The following is a 17,115-nucleotide window of genomic DNA, read 5'->3' as shown; positions in this document are numbered from 1 at the left end:
TCCACTCCTTAGATTTGATAAATTTCCAGAAATTCAGGCTCTTCAATTCCTGCTTCTAAATCACGTATCTTATCAATATCTGTCTCAAACTGATGCACTTTACCTTCTGCATCAATAATTTTCATGTCCTTGTACTTCTGAAGGATTGCAGTATCATTGTTTTTCAAAGCCTTCTGAACATCATTGAAGTACTTTGCAATCCTGCTTCTGTCTTTAGAGGAAGTGGTTACTATGGTTCTTACTCCATCCTTAGAGTAAACCAACATCTCAACCTCTAAGCTGTCAGTCTTGTTTGCAATCCATTTCCCGTTTGACTTCTGAAGCTGGTTACCAAGATTCTTTAGTACAAACTCTCTTCTAAGTCCCCTCTTCTCCAATACCTGAGTTAATGACTCTCCCTTCCTGACTTCCCTCAGAACACTAAGAGCTAGGTTTCTGTCACTCTTCTGTTGAGAAGTTAGATTTTGCCAAACGGTTTGGCTTAGGTCATAATCACTTACCTTAAGCTTCCTCAGTTGGTTTAGGCTCTTATCTGGATATTTCTCATGCTTCCTGATGATCTCTTTTGCATACCTGGAATCTCTGGATTGAGCTTTGAGCCATTCTCCATAAGTCCTGTAGTCTTTAGAGAAACTTGGCCTGCTCATTTCTCTTCCTCCCAGAGTTTCAGTAAGGCAATTCTGACAACTTCAGCCTGAGAACATCCAAACTTATCTGACATCTGTTCGAGTTTCTCCTTGAGGAAAGGAGAAAGAGTTGTTATTATCCTATTGCTATTCATTGGTTTGTCACCAAAAAGCACTAGCATGGGAAAAGATATATATGGATTTGATGTAATCTTTGATACAGAATATGATAGTAAAATTGCCATCTGATAATGTAAATAGTATCAAAAACGATGTAGACTTTGATGTAGAGGTGCTTGATTTTGTGTACAAAAATCGCTTTGTTAGAAGGCGGCAACTCATAGATTACATGATAGAGAAACATCAAGAAAAACGGGGATATACTAGGCCAAGTGTAGAGCGTAAGCTTGCAAGATTAACTAAAAGGAAATCTTTGATTATTGTAAAATATCCTGATTTGGAGAAGTACGGAATTGATGACAAGAATAGAAACGCTTCATATCTAACTCTAGAAGAAATTATAGAGGATTATGAATATCTCGATACATTGTTTTCTTATTTTGAATCAAATCATCCTGACTATGATAAAAACTCGATTCTAAATGAAATAGACCTCCACAAAGAAACATATTCATTGACTCGGGAAAAACTGGATGTTTTAGTTGATAATCTATTTACTGATGATGAAAAACTGCAATTCCATATCATACGAATTTTGAAGGAATATATAACTGATAAAAATATTACCCCTATTAATAAAGAGAAGTTAATCAAATATTTAAATGACATTTTGAGTCAGTTTGCAGGGGTTTCAAGAGATCATGAATTATACAGAACTGGACTTATATTCATCCTTGGTTACTATAATGATGATTCTGTTATTGATTGGTTGAAGTACGACCTTGAAAAGTTGGAAGTTGAAAAACACTTTGATAAAATAAAAGATGACTATGGCAATATTTACACTGCTAGGGTTATTGCTAGGCACAAACTCGAATTATTCAACATGATAAATCAGTTTAAGAAAGAAGGCAAAGATGAAGAAGCTAGGCTTGTGTATAATGTAAAATACGAAGTTGCCAAGATATTAGGTGACATAAAAGAAAGGGAGGCTGATTTCTAATGAAAATGCTTCTACTTGATGGCCACGGAATAGATATGCGTGTCAATAGTGCAAAACTACATATCAAGAATGGAAGAACCATATCAACTGAAGAGCCTGAAGAGTATGTTTTCTCTCCAAAAAGGATGGACATAGACCACATAATAGTTTATGGCAGGAATGGAAACCTTACTCTTGATGCTGTTAGATGGTTGATAAAACATAATGTGCAGGTATCTATTCTAAACTGGGATGGTCAATTACTAACTGCAATGCTCTCTCCTGAAAGTACCAATGTAAAAATCAAGTTTGCACAATATCACGCTTACGAGGATGAAGATACAAGAGTAAAGATAGCAAGGAACCTTATTGAAGCAAAGTTCGATAAGTCCAAAGTAGTATTGGACTATCTTAAACAAAGGTATCCTGCAATAGAGTATGATTTCTCAGAAGATATTGAAAAACTGAATTCTGCTAAATCTGTCAAGGAGATTATGGGTGTTGAAGGTGGAGTTGCATGGAAGTACTGGAATGAGTTTGCAAAGGTTGTTTTTGTTGAATATGATTTCTGTTCAAGAAGTGACCAATACAGGAGAGCAACAGGGGCAGGAGACAAAGTTAATGTTATGCTCAACTATGGCTATGCACTCCTTGAAGCTGAATGCTTGAGAGCCATCAATACAGTAGGTATGGATTCTCATGTTGGTTTCTTGCATGAGATGAATCCAAGCAAGGATAGTCTAGCCTATGACCTTCAAGAACCCTTTAGGTTTCTTGTTGATCTTGCAGTTATCAACCTTATTGAATCGGGAAAAATGGATAATCAGGACTTTATCAGGACAGAAAGTTACTCTCTCAGGCTAAAGCCCTCAGGAGCTAAGAAAGTTACTGAAGAGTTCAACAAATGGATGAATAAGAAAGTACCATATCAGAAGCAATCTGTAATGTGGAGTTATGCTTTATTGTTAAAGACTAGGGAGCTTGCGCAGTTCATTGTTGAAAAGAAAAAGACTGTTGATTTCAGCAAACCTGTATATACAGTTGAAAGGCAGGATTCAGAAGATATAAGGCAGAAAATACTGAGCATATCTTATACTGATTGGGAGAATATGGGTTTCTCAAAAGGCGCTCTCCATTACATGAAGAAAAATGCTCAAGCTTACAAACCCTTTACTCTTAATGCTCATGTTCGGGAAAGGTTAGAGATGTGGGAAAACGGTTGATAAAAAAATCATTCCCTCTTTAGTAACAGTATTAAAATACTATATGAGCAGGACAATATTATACTAAAATGATTATATTTTTTGAGCGATCCCGACAGCTGCTAATAAGCAGACTCCCATCGCATAATTATCTAAAGTTATGAACGATACTTTTATTGAAAGGAAGTATGCAATACCTACAAGCAAAAATAATACAAAAGTTAATTTCACAACGTAATTGACACGCGTATTATTCTTAATTAGGTGCATAATCTCTTTCATAAAACGTTCCAAAATGGATGGTTTCTCATAGGAGAATAAAACATCAGATTTGATATCTCTGTCTTGTATTATAAATTTGTCAATTGTATCTGTTAAAAGTGCTATATTTTTATTACCTATTGCAAAACTAATATCTTCTAAACTAGCAGACCAACTATTTAAATTGGATTCTGTCGAATATTGACACATGTGCCGTAGGTATTTTAAAAAGTCGGCTAATATTTGTCTAGCAGGATTTAGTATAAATAAACTATCTAATCCATTGTTTCCCAGTTCAATGTTAGTGTTATAAATGGCCTCTGCTAGTTTATTAATGTGCACTTGAGATTTCTTAACGTCATTATTTTTTGAAGATTCGATTAGTTTTATCAAGTGATACTGTATAATATCGACATTTGAGATATAGGGAGTATATCTCGATATAACAACTATGGAAATCAGTAACAATATAGTAATTAATAACAGGTAAGGATAATCAGGATTGTATAATGCAATTATAATCCATCCAAGAAATAAAACTAGAATTAATGATATAAATATTCTTCTTTTATTGATATTCTCTTCAAGTTCATTAATTGTTGGGGATCCCATGCAACCTCTAGAATAAACATAAAGTACTACAAAATCACAGAATATAAACTTTTGTAGAAAAGAAGAAGGGTTTTGTTTTTCCAACTTTTTAATATTATGTTTTTTGTTATTGATGGGCCGTATATCTTCAGTGATAGTTCAGTTAATTTTCCCAAATACCTAACATTAAAAATAAGTAAATTGTGGACGTATACAAATACTGTTGATTATATTGATTAAACAACTGTACTAATTAAACGAAATAGTTCCGTTTTTTCTTGTTAACTATAACCCAAAAATCGGATGCGGGGGGTGCGATTCGAACGCACGAATTCCTACGAAAATGGGTCCTAAGCCCATCGCCTTTGACCTGGCTGGGCAACCCCCGCACAAAAGGAGCATGATGTAAACAGATGCTTTACATATTAATATTGCGGAGGCTTGCTTACATCGATAGCTGCTTTTAGTTGCAGGTGCAGGCCGGACTGCGGTATCAGGGATTCCTGCTCTTTTCTCCTTTTAGCACTTTCAACTCCTCATAGAACATGACCATCACTACCGCAAACATCAGGTAATCAGCTACAGGGGTTGCAAACCACACGCCACGCAGGCCGAAGAACATTGGCAGGGCCAGCAACAGGGGAAGCATGAACACGAATATCTTGCCCAGATGAATGAACAGAGCATATCCGACACGGTTTATGGACTGGTAGTAAGTGGCATTCACCACCACGATACCCTGGACGAGCAACGATGCCACTATAATCTTCATGCCGACCACAGTCGTTTCAAGGATATCCTCTGTGTCCGGATTAAATATACCTACCACCATTTCCGGTGCCAGATAGACAATAATGACACCGATGCTTCCGATGGCCACGCATGCAGCCATGGCAAGCTTCAGGGTCTCACGCACACGGTCGTACCGGCCTGCACCATAATTGAAGCCCACTATCGGCTGCACACCTACAGCAACGCCCTCGAACATCATGTAGAATATCGCAAAAGAATAACCGATTATCCCGTATGCAGAAATGACCCCTTCGTCTCCGTACTGCAGCAGCACGAAATTGTGAGCCAGGAACAGCACAGCCACAGAGAGCTGCATCACAAATGAAGGAAGGCCGCTCTCAACTATTCTCAGCACTTCACGAGGCTGGAACCTCATTGTGCCAAAGCTCACCCGAAGGCCGGTCTTCTGGCTGAAAAAGTGCACTGAAAGGATGCTTGCGCTCAAAGCAAAGGCGAGAACTGTAGCAAGCGCCGCCCCGAAGAGCTGCATGTCCAGCATTATGACGAAAATGTAGTCCAGCACTATGTTGACCAATACAGCAAGGATCATGGCCCTCATTGCCAGCAAAGGATAGCCGTCGTTCCTCACAAGCGGGTCAAGGGTCAGGGCAAGAAGGATGAATACCGATCCCATGAATATCACGTTCATGTAGTCTTCCGACATTGACCTTACAATATCGCTGGTATCGAACATGCCGATTAGCGATGGTCCTAGGAACAGGCCCATCACTGTGATAACCAGGCCTGCTGCAAACACAAGAGGAAAGATATTGGACATTATTCCCCTGGCTCTGTCCCGGTGCGACCTTCCCAGTTCAAGAGCCACAAGGCTGGCAGACCCCATGCCGATCATAATACCGGCAGCCACAATAAACATCACAAAAGGGAAGGCAAGTGTCACTCCGGCAAGTCCATCGCTTCCCACGCCGTTACCGATGAAAACACCGTCAATAATGGTCTGGATACCGGCCACTAATATACCGGCCATGGCAGGAAAAGTGAACCTGCGAAAGAGACTCCACACACTATCCGACAGCATTTCTTCATCGCTTACCATTTATCCCCGCACCTTAAGTGAAACTCTCTGATTAGTCAAGATGACTATTTAAGCCTGATCCAATCAAATTGAACTCTCCAATAGAGCTGGCAATAAACATATATTCTCAACCAAATGCAGTCTTGGAATTTACAGAGAGCCAAACACTGCCAACGTCCGGTCCCTTTCTTCTTTATGGTCAATTATTGCAGACGGATATCCGGTAGAAATCGGCGGCTTATTCCTTTCCAGACCATGTATCCCGGCAGCATCCATTTCCCTGAGCTCCGGCACCCACTTTCGGATATACTCACATTCAGGATCATACTTTCTCTGCTGAAGCCAGGGATTGAAGATTCGGAAATATGGCTGCGAATCCGCACCAGTAGAAGCTGACCACTGCCAATTACCGTTATTTACACACGGGTCATAGTCCACGAGCTTGCTTGCGAAATATCTCTCCCCAGGATACCAGTCGATATGCAGGTCCTTTACAAGGAAAGATGCCACTATCATCCTCACTCTGTTGTGCATGAATCCAGTCGCGTTCAACTGTCTCATGCCTGCGTCAACTATGGGAAAGCCGGTATTTCCCGAACACCAGGCGTGGAAAAAGGAATTGTTGTAATCCCACTGGATATTCCGGAATTTTTCCTTGAAAGATTGCCTGAACACAAAAGGAAAATGATGTGCGATATGAGTGAAGAAGTCACGCCAGTATAACTGCCTGATCAGCGGGTGGTCTTCCCCAAGTTCATTTCGAACATAATGGTAAAACTCTCTTATGGATATGGTCCCAAGTTTGTTATGCGCTGAAAGCCCCGTTGTACCCTGAAGTGAAGGATAGTCACGCTCAGCGACATAGTTCTCAAATCGTGACAGGTCTTCCAGTACCAGGAGGGCCTGTGTTCTCCCACCGCGGGAAAACAGCTTTTCGTTCTTCAGCGGGAGCAGCTTCTCAGGAGCCGGTGTTTCTTCAATACCCGGTTCACCGGAATAGAACTTGCCTTCTGTGATCATAGAAGGAAGAGCAATATTATTTTTTGAGCCTGCACGAAAGAACTGAGAGAAAACAACATAAGGCCGTCCCTGCCGGGTGAGAACTGTTCCCGGTTCATTGAGCAGGCAGTCATGTACTTGTGTGAACTTAACATCCAGACCTTTACATGTATTCCTTATTGCTTCATCCCTTCGCCTGCTGAAAGGAGTATAATCCTCATTGACAAAGACTGCATCCGCACCTAGCTTGCCCGCAAGCTGGCCGATAACATCCTCGGCTATCCCGGAGAAAAGATACAGTCTGCCGCCTCTTGCCTTGAACTGCATCTGAAGATCTTCCAGTGACTCAAGCAGGAACTGGAAGGCGTTGGGATTGAAACCAAGCCGATGGGAGTTTGCGAGCCTCGGGTCAAATATGAAGCAAGTAATTACCTCATCTGAAGACTCCACGGCTGCCCTGAGACCCAGATTGTCGTCAATGCGCAGGTCCCTCCTGAAAACGAAGATCGATCTGTTGATATTCACCATCATCCAACCTCATTAGTTACCTGCTTCTGCATTCTTACACACCCCGAACATGATGACTGCAGCCAGCATCCCAGAAACGATCCCTGATCTCACCATAAAAGATAATAGACCTGCAAATTTAAAGGCTTTAGCAAAAAATGACCTGGAAAAATAAGGAATAAGTACAGGAATAATTACAGCAGATCAAACTATGAGAATCGGACAGAAAGGAATAGATGACAATCATATATTATTTCACTAATAACATAATAATAAATAATACATAGCAGTATGTGCAGATATATATTTAGTATTTAAAATACGTAATTAATGAATATAGTTATATACCATCCCGTTTCACAGATTGTACTTTATAACCACCACCCACAAACCGCGCTGTGATAAATTGTTTCAGACCTCCGAGATAAAAGATAAGATCATTTCTTCAGAAAAGGCAGCCGAACTTATGGAGGACGGATGGTGCAAAGCTGATATGCATGTACATACCTGCTGCTCGCACGATGTCCCTCCTGCCTGGCAGACCCACCCCGCCCGCCTTTTTGAGAAAGCGAAAAGTATGGGACTTGACTATGTCACGTTCACAGACCATGATACTATAAAGGCCTACGATATGCTTGGATGGAACAGGGAGGACCTGACCCCAGGCGTAGAGATATCCGTAAAGGACATCGAAAATGTAGGACATACAGTGCATATGAACGCCTTCGCATTTGACAGGGAGCAATATCAGGAGATAGAGCTTCTGGCAAAGAATGAGAAGAACATTTACAGCATTATTGACTATCTTAAAAGTAATGACCTGCCTTATATCTACAACCACCCCTTCTGGTTCAAGTTCGGTGAAAAGCCAAATATACTTGCAGTGCCAGAGCTCGTTAAGCATTTTCCTGTGGTGGAGTATAATGCTCAGGATCTCCGGCAGAAGAATTTCTTCTCCATGGTCCTGGCACAGCGATATAACAAGGGAATGGCAATTAACACTGACAGCCATACCGGGAATATCGGAAAGGTATATACACTCGCACAGGGAGATACTTTCCGCGAATACTTTTCCAATATCAGCAAGGGGCGTTCTTACCTGGTTATGGAGGAGCCCGCTTGGAAACACTTTGCTGCAGAATTAGGAGGTCTTATCGAGCTATTGTTCAACATCGATAAAGGTATATGGGAAGAAACTGGTTTTTCCACCGGAATTGATGCTGTCGACAGGGTGATGAGCGCTCTGGCAAGAGACATGCCGGACGGGAGCAATAAATTAAATAAGGCAACAGCAACTCTGGCAAGACAGGTAGCAGGCTCCCGTTTGCCGGTATTCCTGCACATGCTTTCCAAAAAGTCACAGGTGACCAGGATAGAAAGGATGGTCAACGCCTGAGATCATCCCTTAAATGACAGGATATCTGCTGAGGGTGCTCCGAAGATAATGAGAATCTTTAAACGTGCAGGTTTAAATCCGATTCCAGATTCTACTACATACTATTTTTATATATTTTATGCGAGGACTATAAGTTAAGTACACAAAGTATTTACTTCGCCCTTGTTATATTGATAAGTGTACAATTGATTATTGTGCTGTGATATCGGTGACAACTTAACAAGTGTGATGATCTTGCCACATGGAAAAGATTCCAGTAAACAAGAAATAATTTCTTCCGATAAGGCTGCTGAACTTGTGGAAAAAGGATGGCATAAAGCAGACCTCCATGTCCATACATGCTGTTCATACGATGTCCTGTCTGCGGAATCTATGCATCCTGAAAAACTCCTGCAAAAAGGAAGAGCCAGAGGTCTTGATTTCATAACCTTCACGGACCATGACACTGTTAAAGCCCATGATATCATGGGGTGGAAGCAGGAGAACCTCATACCGGGAGTGGAACTGTCCGTCACCGATCCGCTTAACGTGGGGCACACCGTACATATTAACGTCTTTGGGTTCGAAAGGGAGCAGTATGCAGAGTTCCAGGCCATGGCGAATCAGGAAAATGATATTTACAGCCTTATAGATTATTTCAAAAGCAATGAACTGCCATATATTTACAATCATCCTTTCTGGTTTCTGAGAGGCGATATACCCAATATCCCTGCGATCCCTGAACTTGTAAAGCATTTCCCGGTCATCGAATACAATATGCAGGACCTGAATCAGAAGAACCTGCTAACGATGGAACTTGCACAAAAGTACGGAAAAGGAATTGCTGTTACAACTGACAGCCATACAGGAAGCATAGGCAAGGCATATACCCTTGCCAAAGGCGATACATTCCACGACTATTTTTCCAACATCACAAAAGGCCGTTCCTGTATGGTTATAGACCAGCCCGTGTTGAAGCATATCACGGGAGAACTGGACTCCTGGATAGAACTTGCCTTCAGCATGGGAAAAGATATCAGAGAAGAAGCCGGCTTTACTACAGGCATGAGACCATTTGACAGACTCCTCCGCTTTCTGGGAAGCGACTTATTGGAAAGGAATCCCCGGATAAATAATGGAACAAGAAGCCTCCTCCACCACATATCAGGCTCCGGCCTGCCTGCTTTGATGTACATGCTCTCAAAGCAGCCCCAGGTCTCAAGGATATCACGGCTGATCAATGCCTGAAATGGGCCCGATTATCCGGGATTTCCTGAATGTGTATAAAGTCAGAGATCACGAACAGTTTGTGAAGGGAGGATTGTACCCGGGTAAATTAGTATAGTAAACTGTAAGTAATTATGTACCACATTACGTATAAGTTTGTGGACAGGTAGTAAAGAATAACAATTCAGCTACTTGTTTTCAGGACAAGTGAATGTTATAGTGTGCGAACGGAGAGATCTGTAGTATGGACTTTTTAGAATTGGCAAAACAGCGTTGCACTACACGAGGATTTACAGAAAGAACAATAGACAAAAGCCATCTTGACCGTATTTTGTCTGCCGGACGTGTAGCTCCAAGCGCCTGCAATCAGCAACCTCAGCGGATCATCGTTGTCCGGCAACCGGATAATATCCTCAAAATCCAAAAAGCATACCAGACTTTCGGCTCTCAGTGTGTTCTCATTGTATGCCAGGATAAAAGAAATGCCCTGATAAGACCATTTGACGGAAAGTGCTCAGGAGATCTGGACATTGGTATTGTTTGCGATCACATGATGCTTGCAGCAAGGGAACTGAACATCGGAAGTGTAATGGTCGGACTGTTTGACCCCAAGATCATCAGAAAAGAGTTCAACATACCCGAATACATTGAACCCACTGCATTACTTCTCTTAGGCTATCCTGATAAGGATTTTCTGAGCGCCGACCGCCATACCACAGAACGAAAGCCGCTCAATGATACTGTGATGTACGAGATATATAACGAAGGATGAAGGAAATCCGCTTCAAGTCATAGCCTACAAGGAATCTGAAGATCGAATCTATACTCTCAAGGATTACGGCGCCTTTGATTCATGCCAAGCCAACCGCTCAGTCTGTCAGCGCCTTGCCAAAAACGTGCCCTCCTCAAAAAATACGACAGCTATTACTTGGAACAGCGAGACGTCTACATCGTGAGCCCAGTCACCAGGGATTTCCTGAACATGTACAAGGCCGGAGGGAATGAGCATTTCGTGAAGATGGGATGTATGCAGGTTTGTTAGCTATTAATAGGCGTAGTTGGGGAAGATTTAAAGAAGCCTTTAAATGTGACTAGAGGAGAAGAAACGATTTGTGGCGCAGTGCGTCACTTTTTGCCTACTACAGAACCAAAATTCAATAGATATTTATTTCATAATCCCTGATTAAAATTGTACAATACCCTTTTTATTGTAGGTGTGTTGTTGCCGGCAATGGTCGGAAGGGAATGGAATAGAAGTGGAATTGAGAGTCAACGGGAATTTGAAAGTGAAAATGAAAGGAGGAGATAGAATGCGCAAACTGCATTATTCAATCGTTATCAACGCACCAAAAGAAAAGGTATGGGACACTATGCTTGGCAAGGATTCTTATCGGCAGTGGACGGAGGTATTTTCACCCGGTTCACACTATATAGGTGACTGGAGCAAAGGAAGCAAGATGCTTTTCCTCGGACCCGAAGAGACAGGTGCTATGTCCGGCATGGTGAGCCTGATAAGAGAGAACCGGCCATACGAGTACATATCTATCGAGCACATCGGCATTGTTCAAAACGGAAAAGAAGACACTTCAAGTGAAGCTGTGAATGAATGGGCCGGTGCATTTGAAAACTACACGTTTAAGGAAATGGGCGACAGAACAGAAGTACTGGTAGACGTGGACACGGCGGAGGGAGAATACGAAGAGATGTTCCAAACTACCTGGCCTAAAGCACTCCAAAAGCTCAAGCAACTTGCTGAGAATGCATGAAAACAGCCATCGTTGGCTCAAATCTGTGTGCTGAAACAACAGGCCCCGAGTAATAGTACTGAGGCCTTCAAGAAATCCAAAAATCTGAGCTACTCCCTAAGCGAGTGAATATATTCGGAGTATGCCATGCCAACCGCTCAGTCCGTCAGATAATGGAAAGTATTTAAAAATACTCTGGCGCTGGAATTATATTACTGGAAGCATAAATAAAAATGCAGGGTATGTTTCAAGGAATAAAGCCGCCAGAAGTACAGATAAAATCGAAATAGAAGTTCCTAATAATAAAGACAGTAATCCCACTATGTTAAAAGTAGCTTTTTGAATGACCAGTCCTAAACCAACTATACCTATTCCTATTAATGAAATTACAATGTAGATCAGCAAAGACATTACAATAACTCCCCATTATTAATTAGTAATGATCGGTTATAATGATTTTGTCATCTGAATCAACAAATAAAAGAAATTATTCCAATGGATTTCTGAAAAATCACTTTTTTCCCTGTTTAGTGAGACAGAAGGAAATAAAATTTTCATGCTTGTATAATAGGAAGAGATTAAATTCCTTCATTTTTTAGGATGCTATCGAGTCCTGCCAGGCCAACCGGCCGGTCAGCCAAAGGCTTGTGAAAAAAGGCGTCCTACTCAAAGAGTGCAACAGCGACAGTATGCAGCAACGAGGTGTGTATATTATGAATCCAGAATTTCCGGAATATGTGTAAGGTGAGAGGGAACGAGCATTTTGTTAAAGGATGTCTGTATGCGGATTTGTGGAAACTGCAGACGTATGAAAACAAGCATGATTAGTTTTTGTCAAAAGGATAAATACTTATTCAGAATTATCAATAAGAAATAGTATGGGTCCTGTCCATGAGTTCTTGGCTGCCTTCTCATCTAGGATAACCACCTGGTATCCCGTGTATCTTCTCGACTTCGCAGAAGGCCGGCTGTTCAATATGAAGACTTGGAAGATAACCTGTTAAACTCTCAGGAGCAAAATAGTGACTGATTTTAACATATCCTCTTCATATCTCATCTACATCAATGATCAATATTACCTTTCAGACTCTTTGATGTTCCAGATAGTCACCAATTACATGTACTACTTCATGGCCGGTATGATCTTTGGTGTGGGCTTAACTCTTCTTTTGAACGAGGCCATTATTCCATTTGTTAAAATGTATCTTTCTATAAAGTGACTGAATAAATAGTAAAACCTCATTTTTTGCTAAATCTCTAAAATTGAGATTTATCGATAAAACTAATTGTTCGAAACTTATAAATTAGTGAAATTTAAATACATGTTTGTTATGGAAAATTGCCGCATTGATGAATTTGGACAAGTAAACTCTATTCTAAACAGTTTTTCTACTGACATGTTTGATGGAGTCACTTTTATTGTGCGTCCTGTTGTAGGTGCAATTGACTACTTACGGTCCATGCATCAATCGTATTTATTCCAAAAAGAAATAGATAAAATTTCAAATTTTGATTTTGAAACTCGTGAAAAATTCATGGATATCCTGACTGATCTTGTCGTGGATAGATTATATGATGACGAATTCATCAATGAGCTAGAACAAAAAATAGCTGATTTCAATGAAATTAGTGAGATTTTTAAAGAGCTCAGTCACAGAAAATTGAACATAGAACAAAAACAGATGCATAGAGTTTTTAAATTGTCCTTGAGGAAACTTAATGGAAGAATTGTTTCTATAAGAGATGAAATAAATTCTAGTATGTGGGATGACAGCGAGGATGTTGCTCAGTTATTGTTATTAGATCAATTGTTTTATTTGATCCAGGAAATAATAAATGAAGCTTTGGACCTTCCACCTAACAAACAAAAAGAGATTAATGACCTTAGTCATCTGTTAGCATATTCTTTGCTCTATATCGAAGCTTTCCACAGAAGCAAAGTATCATATGATGATCTTCAAAGTTTTCTTTCTCGCCTGAGTTTATGCAATTACATGCTAAATAAAAATTTAGAGGATAACGATGCTATTTTCGAAACTTTAGTGGTTTAAAAATGAATTTTTCAATTGATTCTAATATTTTAGTCGCTTCAGTTAATTCTAAGGATAGGCTTCACCATAAATCGATTATGATTTTCAAAGAACGTGAAGATGGTAAGTTTTTTTTGTCTTCAACTGTTTTAACTGAATCTCAGAATCTATTTCGAAATCGAATAAATCAGGTAGTCGTTGAAATAATTCGGCTCTTACCTAATTTTCAAAATAAAAGATTAAATCGAATGGAATATCAAGAGCATTTGATAACATCATTCAGACAAATTAAATCAGAAAACCCGGGAATATCCAATTTTTTAGATTTAGTGTACGATGAAGTTAATGATTTCTTGAAAGACAACGATAGTTTCAAGCTGCCTTCTTTTTTATCGGAGCTTTCAGTTAAGCATTCTCAGTCTTTGTATAAAAGAATAGACGAGATTTATCCAAATAGCGGCAGTTTGGTTGTCTTAAATCATAAACACCTTAAAGCTGTGAAAGAAGTAACCTTGGACACTTATTTTAAAGATATGAATGATGAAAGGATTTTTCATGAGTTAATGACAAATCTACCTGACATCGCACCAATTCATTTTTACACAGGCGATAGTGAATTTGTAAAAAAGATAAATAAAAGTTATTCAAGATGTGCTAAGCTCTTTGAATTAGAAGATGATTCTTTTATTTGTGTTTTAGTTAAAAACTGATTCTTCGTTTATGACTCAATTTGTTTTATCCTATAATTACGAGGATAATCTGCCTTTTTGTACAGTAGATATATTTCATATCCAAACATGACTTTATTTGTACTATAGCCTATTGCATGTTTTTTTCCTTGTTTCTTAACTGATGCATGGAACAACTGCAGCGAAATCTGCAGAAAACAAGAATTGCCTTTTAAGATTCATTGGGCCTGCGGTCGTAGGGCGCCCCCTATGCTCCTTATACCGAAGGAAAATGCGACGTATGAAAGATGGGTGCAACTTGATTTAGACTTTGATTATCAAATTCTGTATTTATGCTGAACATAAGTCGTTTTGAACAAAATGGAAATTGATATAACCACGGAGGTTTAAAAGTCAATTTGAAAATATTGTAGATGGTGAAAAATATGAATGTTGACGATTTCGTAAATAACTTTTTCAAAAATGCAGAAAAAATAGGTTACAATATTGAAGTTTGTAACAGAGGAGAAGCACGCGGCAAACGACAAATAGATTTTGGCAACAAAAAATTGCATGAATTGCATATTCGAATGTTGTACCCGATGCTAATTGAGAATGGAATTGATTTTTCTCCTGCTTCTTTTAATGAAATCGTCCGTGGAAGGCCATGTTCTATAAAAGGATTCAGAGAAATCAGTGCAACAGTTCTTATCAAATAACATTTTGCCGTTGATTTTTGTTTTAAATATTTATGTTAAATCCATCCTTTTGTGTATTTGCAATAATTGTACTCATCCATTATTTTTAGTATCGATTTTTTGAGTGGTGGTAATTTGTAGTGTTTTATATGTTCATGCATTGTTTGAGAATATTTGCAGAATTGAATATAGCTCTCATCAGGATTTCGATCATAATTTACCTTGTATCTCTTTGCTATCTCTCTATCCCATAATGGAAAAAACTCTGGAGCTAACAGATGAAGTGTTTTAACTGTTGATACGGCACTTTTCACGCTGGAAGCTCCTTGAAGAGCTTCATTGAATCCATTGAATAGTTTTCTAATTTGTTCATTATCTTCATCGCATAGTGAACTTATGGTTCTCTCTTTGAATTCGGTCAGAAGGTCCATGTTATCGATGATACAATCTTCTAATCTTTTTATGTCAAAATTTCCGTGATATCTATAAAATGATTGGTTCCACGTTAATAACAGAACCCCTATTGCGTCTGCCATATCTTCTGGTTTCTTCCAGTGGGTTTGCATATGTGACAAGGCGACTTTGTACATGACGTCTCTAGTCTCATATGTTTCAAACTCATTACACGCTTTTATGATGTCTGCGTTAGTTGGTATTTCTAAGCCTGGTGGTAGGGACATAATTAAAAATTAGATATATATGGATAAAAAGTATTTCATTTTATCTTAATATGCTGTACCAACTCCAGAACACATGACAAATACTCCTTCCTCACTAACTCCGGGTCAAATTCCAGATAATTATTTGCCCATGTCTTCTTTTTCAGAGAATCGCCCCTAAGCCAGTTTATGTATATCTCCTGCATCCCTGCTATCTGCATCTGTGTGGTGAAGAATCCGCGCAGGCAGTGGGATGTAAGCGGGTGTGCAATGGTCCATGGTGGTTATGTAAGCCTAACACAATTGTCATATAAAAATAGACTTCTATAAGATCTACATAGAACAATAGAAGATTTTTAACTAGACCAAATTATAAAAACGGTAAACTGAAAAAACGGACATTGAAAGAAAAGTTATGAAAGTGCGCCAACCGGGATTCGAACCCGGGTTTAGGGCTTGGAAGGCCCCAGTCATAGCCACTAGACCATCGGCGCAAATTGCAACCCATAGAGGGGGTTTTTGAATATAACGTTTTCGCCCGGCGTTGAATACATAAGTATATTTGAACGTTAAGCCATTATTCCAGAGGTAAGAATGAGCGACGCCGCAATCCACACGGAGAGAATAACCAAGCAGTATGATAACCTGATGGCAGTGGACAATATTGACATCACTGTGGAGAAGGGGGAGCTTTTCGGGCTTCTTGGGCCCAACGGGGCAGGCAAGTCCACTCTTATATCCATGCTCTCCACAATGCTCAGGCCCACATCAGGCAAAGCTACTGTGTGGGGATATGACATCAGCAGGAATCCCACTAAGGTCCGTCAGTCCATCGGCGTGGTATTCCAGGAAACGACCCTTGACCAGAAACTGACGGGCAGGGAGAATCTGGATCTGCATGGCAGGCTCTACGGCCTCAATAAGAAGCAACGCTCTGAAAGGATGAAAGAGGTCCTGGAACTGGTGGAGCTGTCAAAGTGGGAAAATGAGATAGTCCAGAAGTATTCAGGCGGGATGATGCGCCGCCTGGAGATAGCCCGGGGGCTCATGCATTACCCAAACCTGCTCTTCCTGGACGAGCCGACCATCGGGCTTGATCCCCAGACAAGGAACCATATATGGGAGTACATCCGGGAGCTGAACCGGGATAAGAATATTACCATGGTGCTCACCACCCACTATATGGAAGAGGCCGACAAGCTCTGCAACAGGATAGCAATCATCGACCACGGCAGGATAATAACTATTGGCACCCCGCATGAGTTAAAGTCATCCCTGGGCGGAGATATCATTACACTCGGCCTCACCTCAGAAGCAAATGCCAGAGCACTCGTGGGACAGTTCAGCACTCGCCCGGGAGTGAATACTATATCCACCTCTGAAAACGTGGTGCGCATCACAGCCGCCAACGGAGAGCGTGAGATACCGGATATTCTGGGAACCACCGCACAACTCGGGCTGACCATAGAGTCCGTCAACCTGCACAAACCCACACTCGATGATGTGTTCCTGCATTATACAGGAAAGGGTATCCGGGAGGGAGAAGGCATTCCCGGCAGACCAAAGAGTAGGGTACGGCGCATACTCAGAAGATGAT

General features: G+C 40.4%; 18 protein-coding genes and 2 tRNA genes. 11 read left to right on the top strand and 9 right to left on the bottom strand.

The features are described 5' to 3' along the window. Positions 1-8: 8 nt before the first annotated feature. Both QZZ22_RS06255 and QZZ22_RS06250 read right to left on the bottom strand, forming a co-directional pair. The gene (locus QZZ22_RS06255; protein ID WP_292463470.1) at positions 9-647 is read right to left on the bottom strand and encodes a hypothetical protein; all 639 of its coding nucleotides are present in this window, start codon (positions 645-647) and stop codon (positions 9-11) included. After that, a complete protein-coding gene (locus QZZ22_RS06250) occupies positions 644-781 on the bottom strand; it encodes a hypothetical protein (RefSeq protein WP_292463468.1) in 138 nt (45 codons plus the stop codon). Before QZZ22_RS06250 ends, QZZ22_RS06255 begins: the two co-directional genes overlap by 4 nt. A 71-nt stretch (positions 782-852) precedes the next feature. Here QZZ22_RS06250 and QZZ22_RS06245 point away from each other — a divergent pair, with 71 nt between their 5' ends. Both QZZ22_RS06245 and cas1 read left to right on the top strand, forming a co-directional pair. Beyond that, positions 853-1,749: a hypothetical protein gene (locus QZZ22_RS06245; protein WP_292463466.1), complete on the top strand. Its 897-nt coding sequence runs from the start codon at positions 853-855 to the stop codon at positions 1,747-1,749. After that, complete coding sequence (gene cas1 / locus QZZ22_RS06240) at positions 1,749-2,951, top strand: CRISPR-associated endonuclease Cas1 (protein WP_292463464.1); 1,203 nt, start codon at positions 1,749-1,751, stop codon at positions 2,949-2,951. Before QZZ22_RS06245 ends, cas1 begins: the two co-directional genes overlap by 1 nt. A gap of 72 nt (positions 2,952-3,023) precedes the next feature. On the opposite strand, the gene QZZ22_RS06235 is transcribed toward cas1, so the two are convergent. From QZZ22_RS06235 to QZZ22_RS06220, 4 genes are all read right to left on the bottom strand, one after another. Then, entirely contained in the window at positions 3,024-3,803 is a 780-nt protein-coding gene (locus QZZ22_RS06235; protein WP_292463462.1) for a hypothetical protein, read from the bottom strand. A gap of 283 nt (positions 3,804-4,086) precedes the next feature. Continuing rightward, a tRNA-Leu gene (locus tag QZZ22_RS06230) sits at positions 4,087-4,171 on the bottom strand. 104 nt (positions 4,172-4,275) lie between these two features. Further along, positions 4,276-5,631, bottom strand: coding sequence for an MATE family efflux transporter (locus QZZ22_RS06225; RefSeq protein WP_292463460.1), 1,356 nt, complete (start codon positions 5,629-5,631; stop codon positions 4,276-4,278). A 129-nt stretch (positions 5,632-5,760) separates the two neighbouring features. Next, the gene (locus QZZ22_RS06220) at positions 5,761-7,137 is read right to left on the bottom strand and encodes a deoxyribodipyrimidine photo-lyase (protein WP_292463458.1); all 1,377 of its coding nucleotides are present in this window, start codon (positions 7,135-7,137) and stop codon (positions 5,761-5,763) included. Positions 7,138-7,522: 385 nt separating this feature from the next. Here QZZ22_RS06220 and QZZ22_RS06215 point away from each other — a divergent pair, with 385 nt between their 5' ends. The 4 genes from QZZ22_RS06215 (at position 7,523) to QZZ22_RS06200 (ending at position 11,484) form a co-directional block, all read left to right on the top strand. Then, complete coding sequence (locus tag QZZ22_RS06215; protein WP_292463456.1) at positions 7,523-8,512, top strand: PHP domain-containing protein; 990 nt, start codon at positions 7,523-7,525, stop codon at positions 8,510-8,512. A 228-nt stretch (positions 8,513-8,740) separates the two neighbouring features. Beyond that, positions 8,741-9,739 carry a PHP domain-containing protein gene (locus QZZ22_RS06210; RefSeq protein ID WP_342765087.1) on the top strand — a complete coding sequence of 333 codons (999 nt, stop codon included), beginning with the start codon at positions 8,741-8,743 and terminating at the stop codon, positions 9,737-9,739. A 223-nt stretch (positions 9,740-9,962) separates the two neighbouring features. Beyond that, positions 9,963-10,490 carry a nitroreductase family protein gene (locus tag QZZ22_RS06205; RefSeq protein ID WP_292463452.1) on the top strand — a complete coding sequence of 176 codons (528 nt, stop codon included), beginning with the start codon at positions 9,963-9,965 and terminating at the stop codon, positions 10,488-10,490. 538 nt (positions 10,491-11,028) lie between these two features. After that, positions 11,029-11,484, top strand: coding sequence for an SRPBCC domain-containing protein (locus QZZ22_RS06200; RefSeq protein ID WP_292463450.1), 456 nt, complete (start codon positions 11,029-11,031; stop codon positions 11,482-11,484). Positions 11,485-11,670: 186 nt separating this feature from the next. Here the strand turns inward: QZZ22_RS06200 and QZZ22_RS06195 are convergent, their stop codons facing one another. After that, complete coding sequence (locus tag QZZ22_RS06195; RefSeq protein WP_292463448.1) at positions 11,671-11,874, bottom strand: hypothetical protein; 204 nt, start codon at positions 11,872-11,874, stop codon at positions 11,671-11,673. A gap of 611 nt (positions 11,875-12,485) precedes the next feature. Here QZZ22_RS06195 and QZZ22_RS06190 point away from each other — a divergent pair. The 4 genes from QZZ22_RS06190 (at position 12,486) to QZZ22_RS06175 (ending at position 14,880) form a co-directional block, all read left to right on the top strand. Then, positions 12,486-12,683: a hypothetical protein gene (locus QZZ22_RS06190; protein WP_292463446.1), complete on the top strand. Its 198-nt coding sequence runs from the start codon at positions 12,486-12,488 to the stop codon at positions 12,681-12,683. A gap of 111 nt (positions 12,684-12,794) precedes the next feature. Continuing rightward, complete coding sequence (locus QZZ22_RS06185; RefSeq protein ID WP_292463444.1) at positions 12,795-13,514, top strand: hypothetical protein; 720 nt, start codon at positions 12,795-12,797, stop codon at positions 13,512-13,514. Between the two features lie 2 nt (positions 13,515-13,516). After that, complete coding sequence (locus QZZ22_RS06180) at positions 13,517-14,203, top strand: hypothetical protein (RefSeq protein WP_292463442.1); 687 nt, start codon at positions 13,517-13,519, stop codon at positions 14,201-14,203. Positions 14,204-14,607: 404 nt separating this feature from the next. Continuing rightward, positions 14,608-14,880, top strand: coding sequence for a hypothetical protein (locus QZZ22_RS06175; RefSeq protein ID WP_292463440.1), 273 nt, complete (start codon positions 14,608-14,610; stop codon positions 14,878-14,880). A gap of 35 nt (positions 14,881-14,915) precedes the next feature. Here QZZ22_RS06175 and QZZ22_RS06170 read toward each other — a convergent pair whose 3' ends face one another. Together QZZ22_RS06170 and QZZ22_RS06165 are read right to left on the bottom strand one after the other, a co-directional pair. After that, complete coding sequence (locus QZZ22_RS06170) at positions 14,916-15,539, bottom strand: hypothetical protein (RefSeq protein WP_292463438.1); 624 nt, start codon at positions 15,537-15,539, stop codon at positions 14,916-14,918. Between the two features lie 401 nt (positions 15,540-15,940). Further along, a tRNA-Gly gene (locus QZZ22_RS06165) sits at positions 15,941-16,012 on the bottom strand. A gap of 100 nt (positions 16,013-16,112) precedes the next feature. On the opposite strand from QZZ22_RS06165, the gene QZZ22_RS06160 reads away from it, so the two are divergent. Continuing rightward, the gene (locus QZZ22_RS06160) at positions 16,113-17,114 is read left to right on the top strand and encodes an ATP-binding cassette domain-containing protein (RefSeq protein WP_292463436.1); all 1,002 of its coding nucleotides are present in this window, start codon (positions 16,113-16,115) and stop codon (positions 17,112-17,114) included. Position 17,115 lies beyond the last annotated feature (1 nt).

This window comes from Methanolobus sp. (assembly GCF_016278365.1).
Lineage (GTDB): Archaea > Halobacteriota > Methanosarcinia > Methanosarcinales > Methanosarcinaceae > Methanolobus.
The sequence above is the reverse complement of the archived record's forward strand: the minus strand, read 5'-3'. Positions and strand labels throughout refer to the sequence as shown.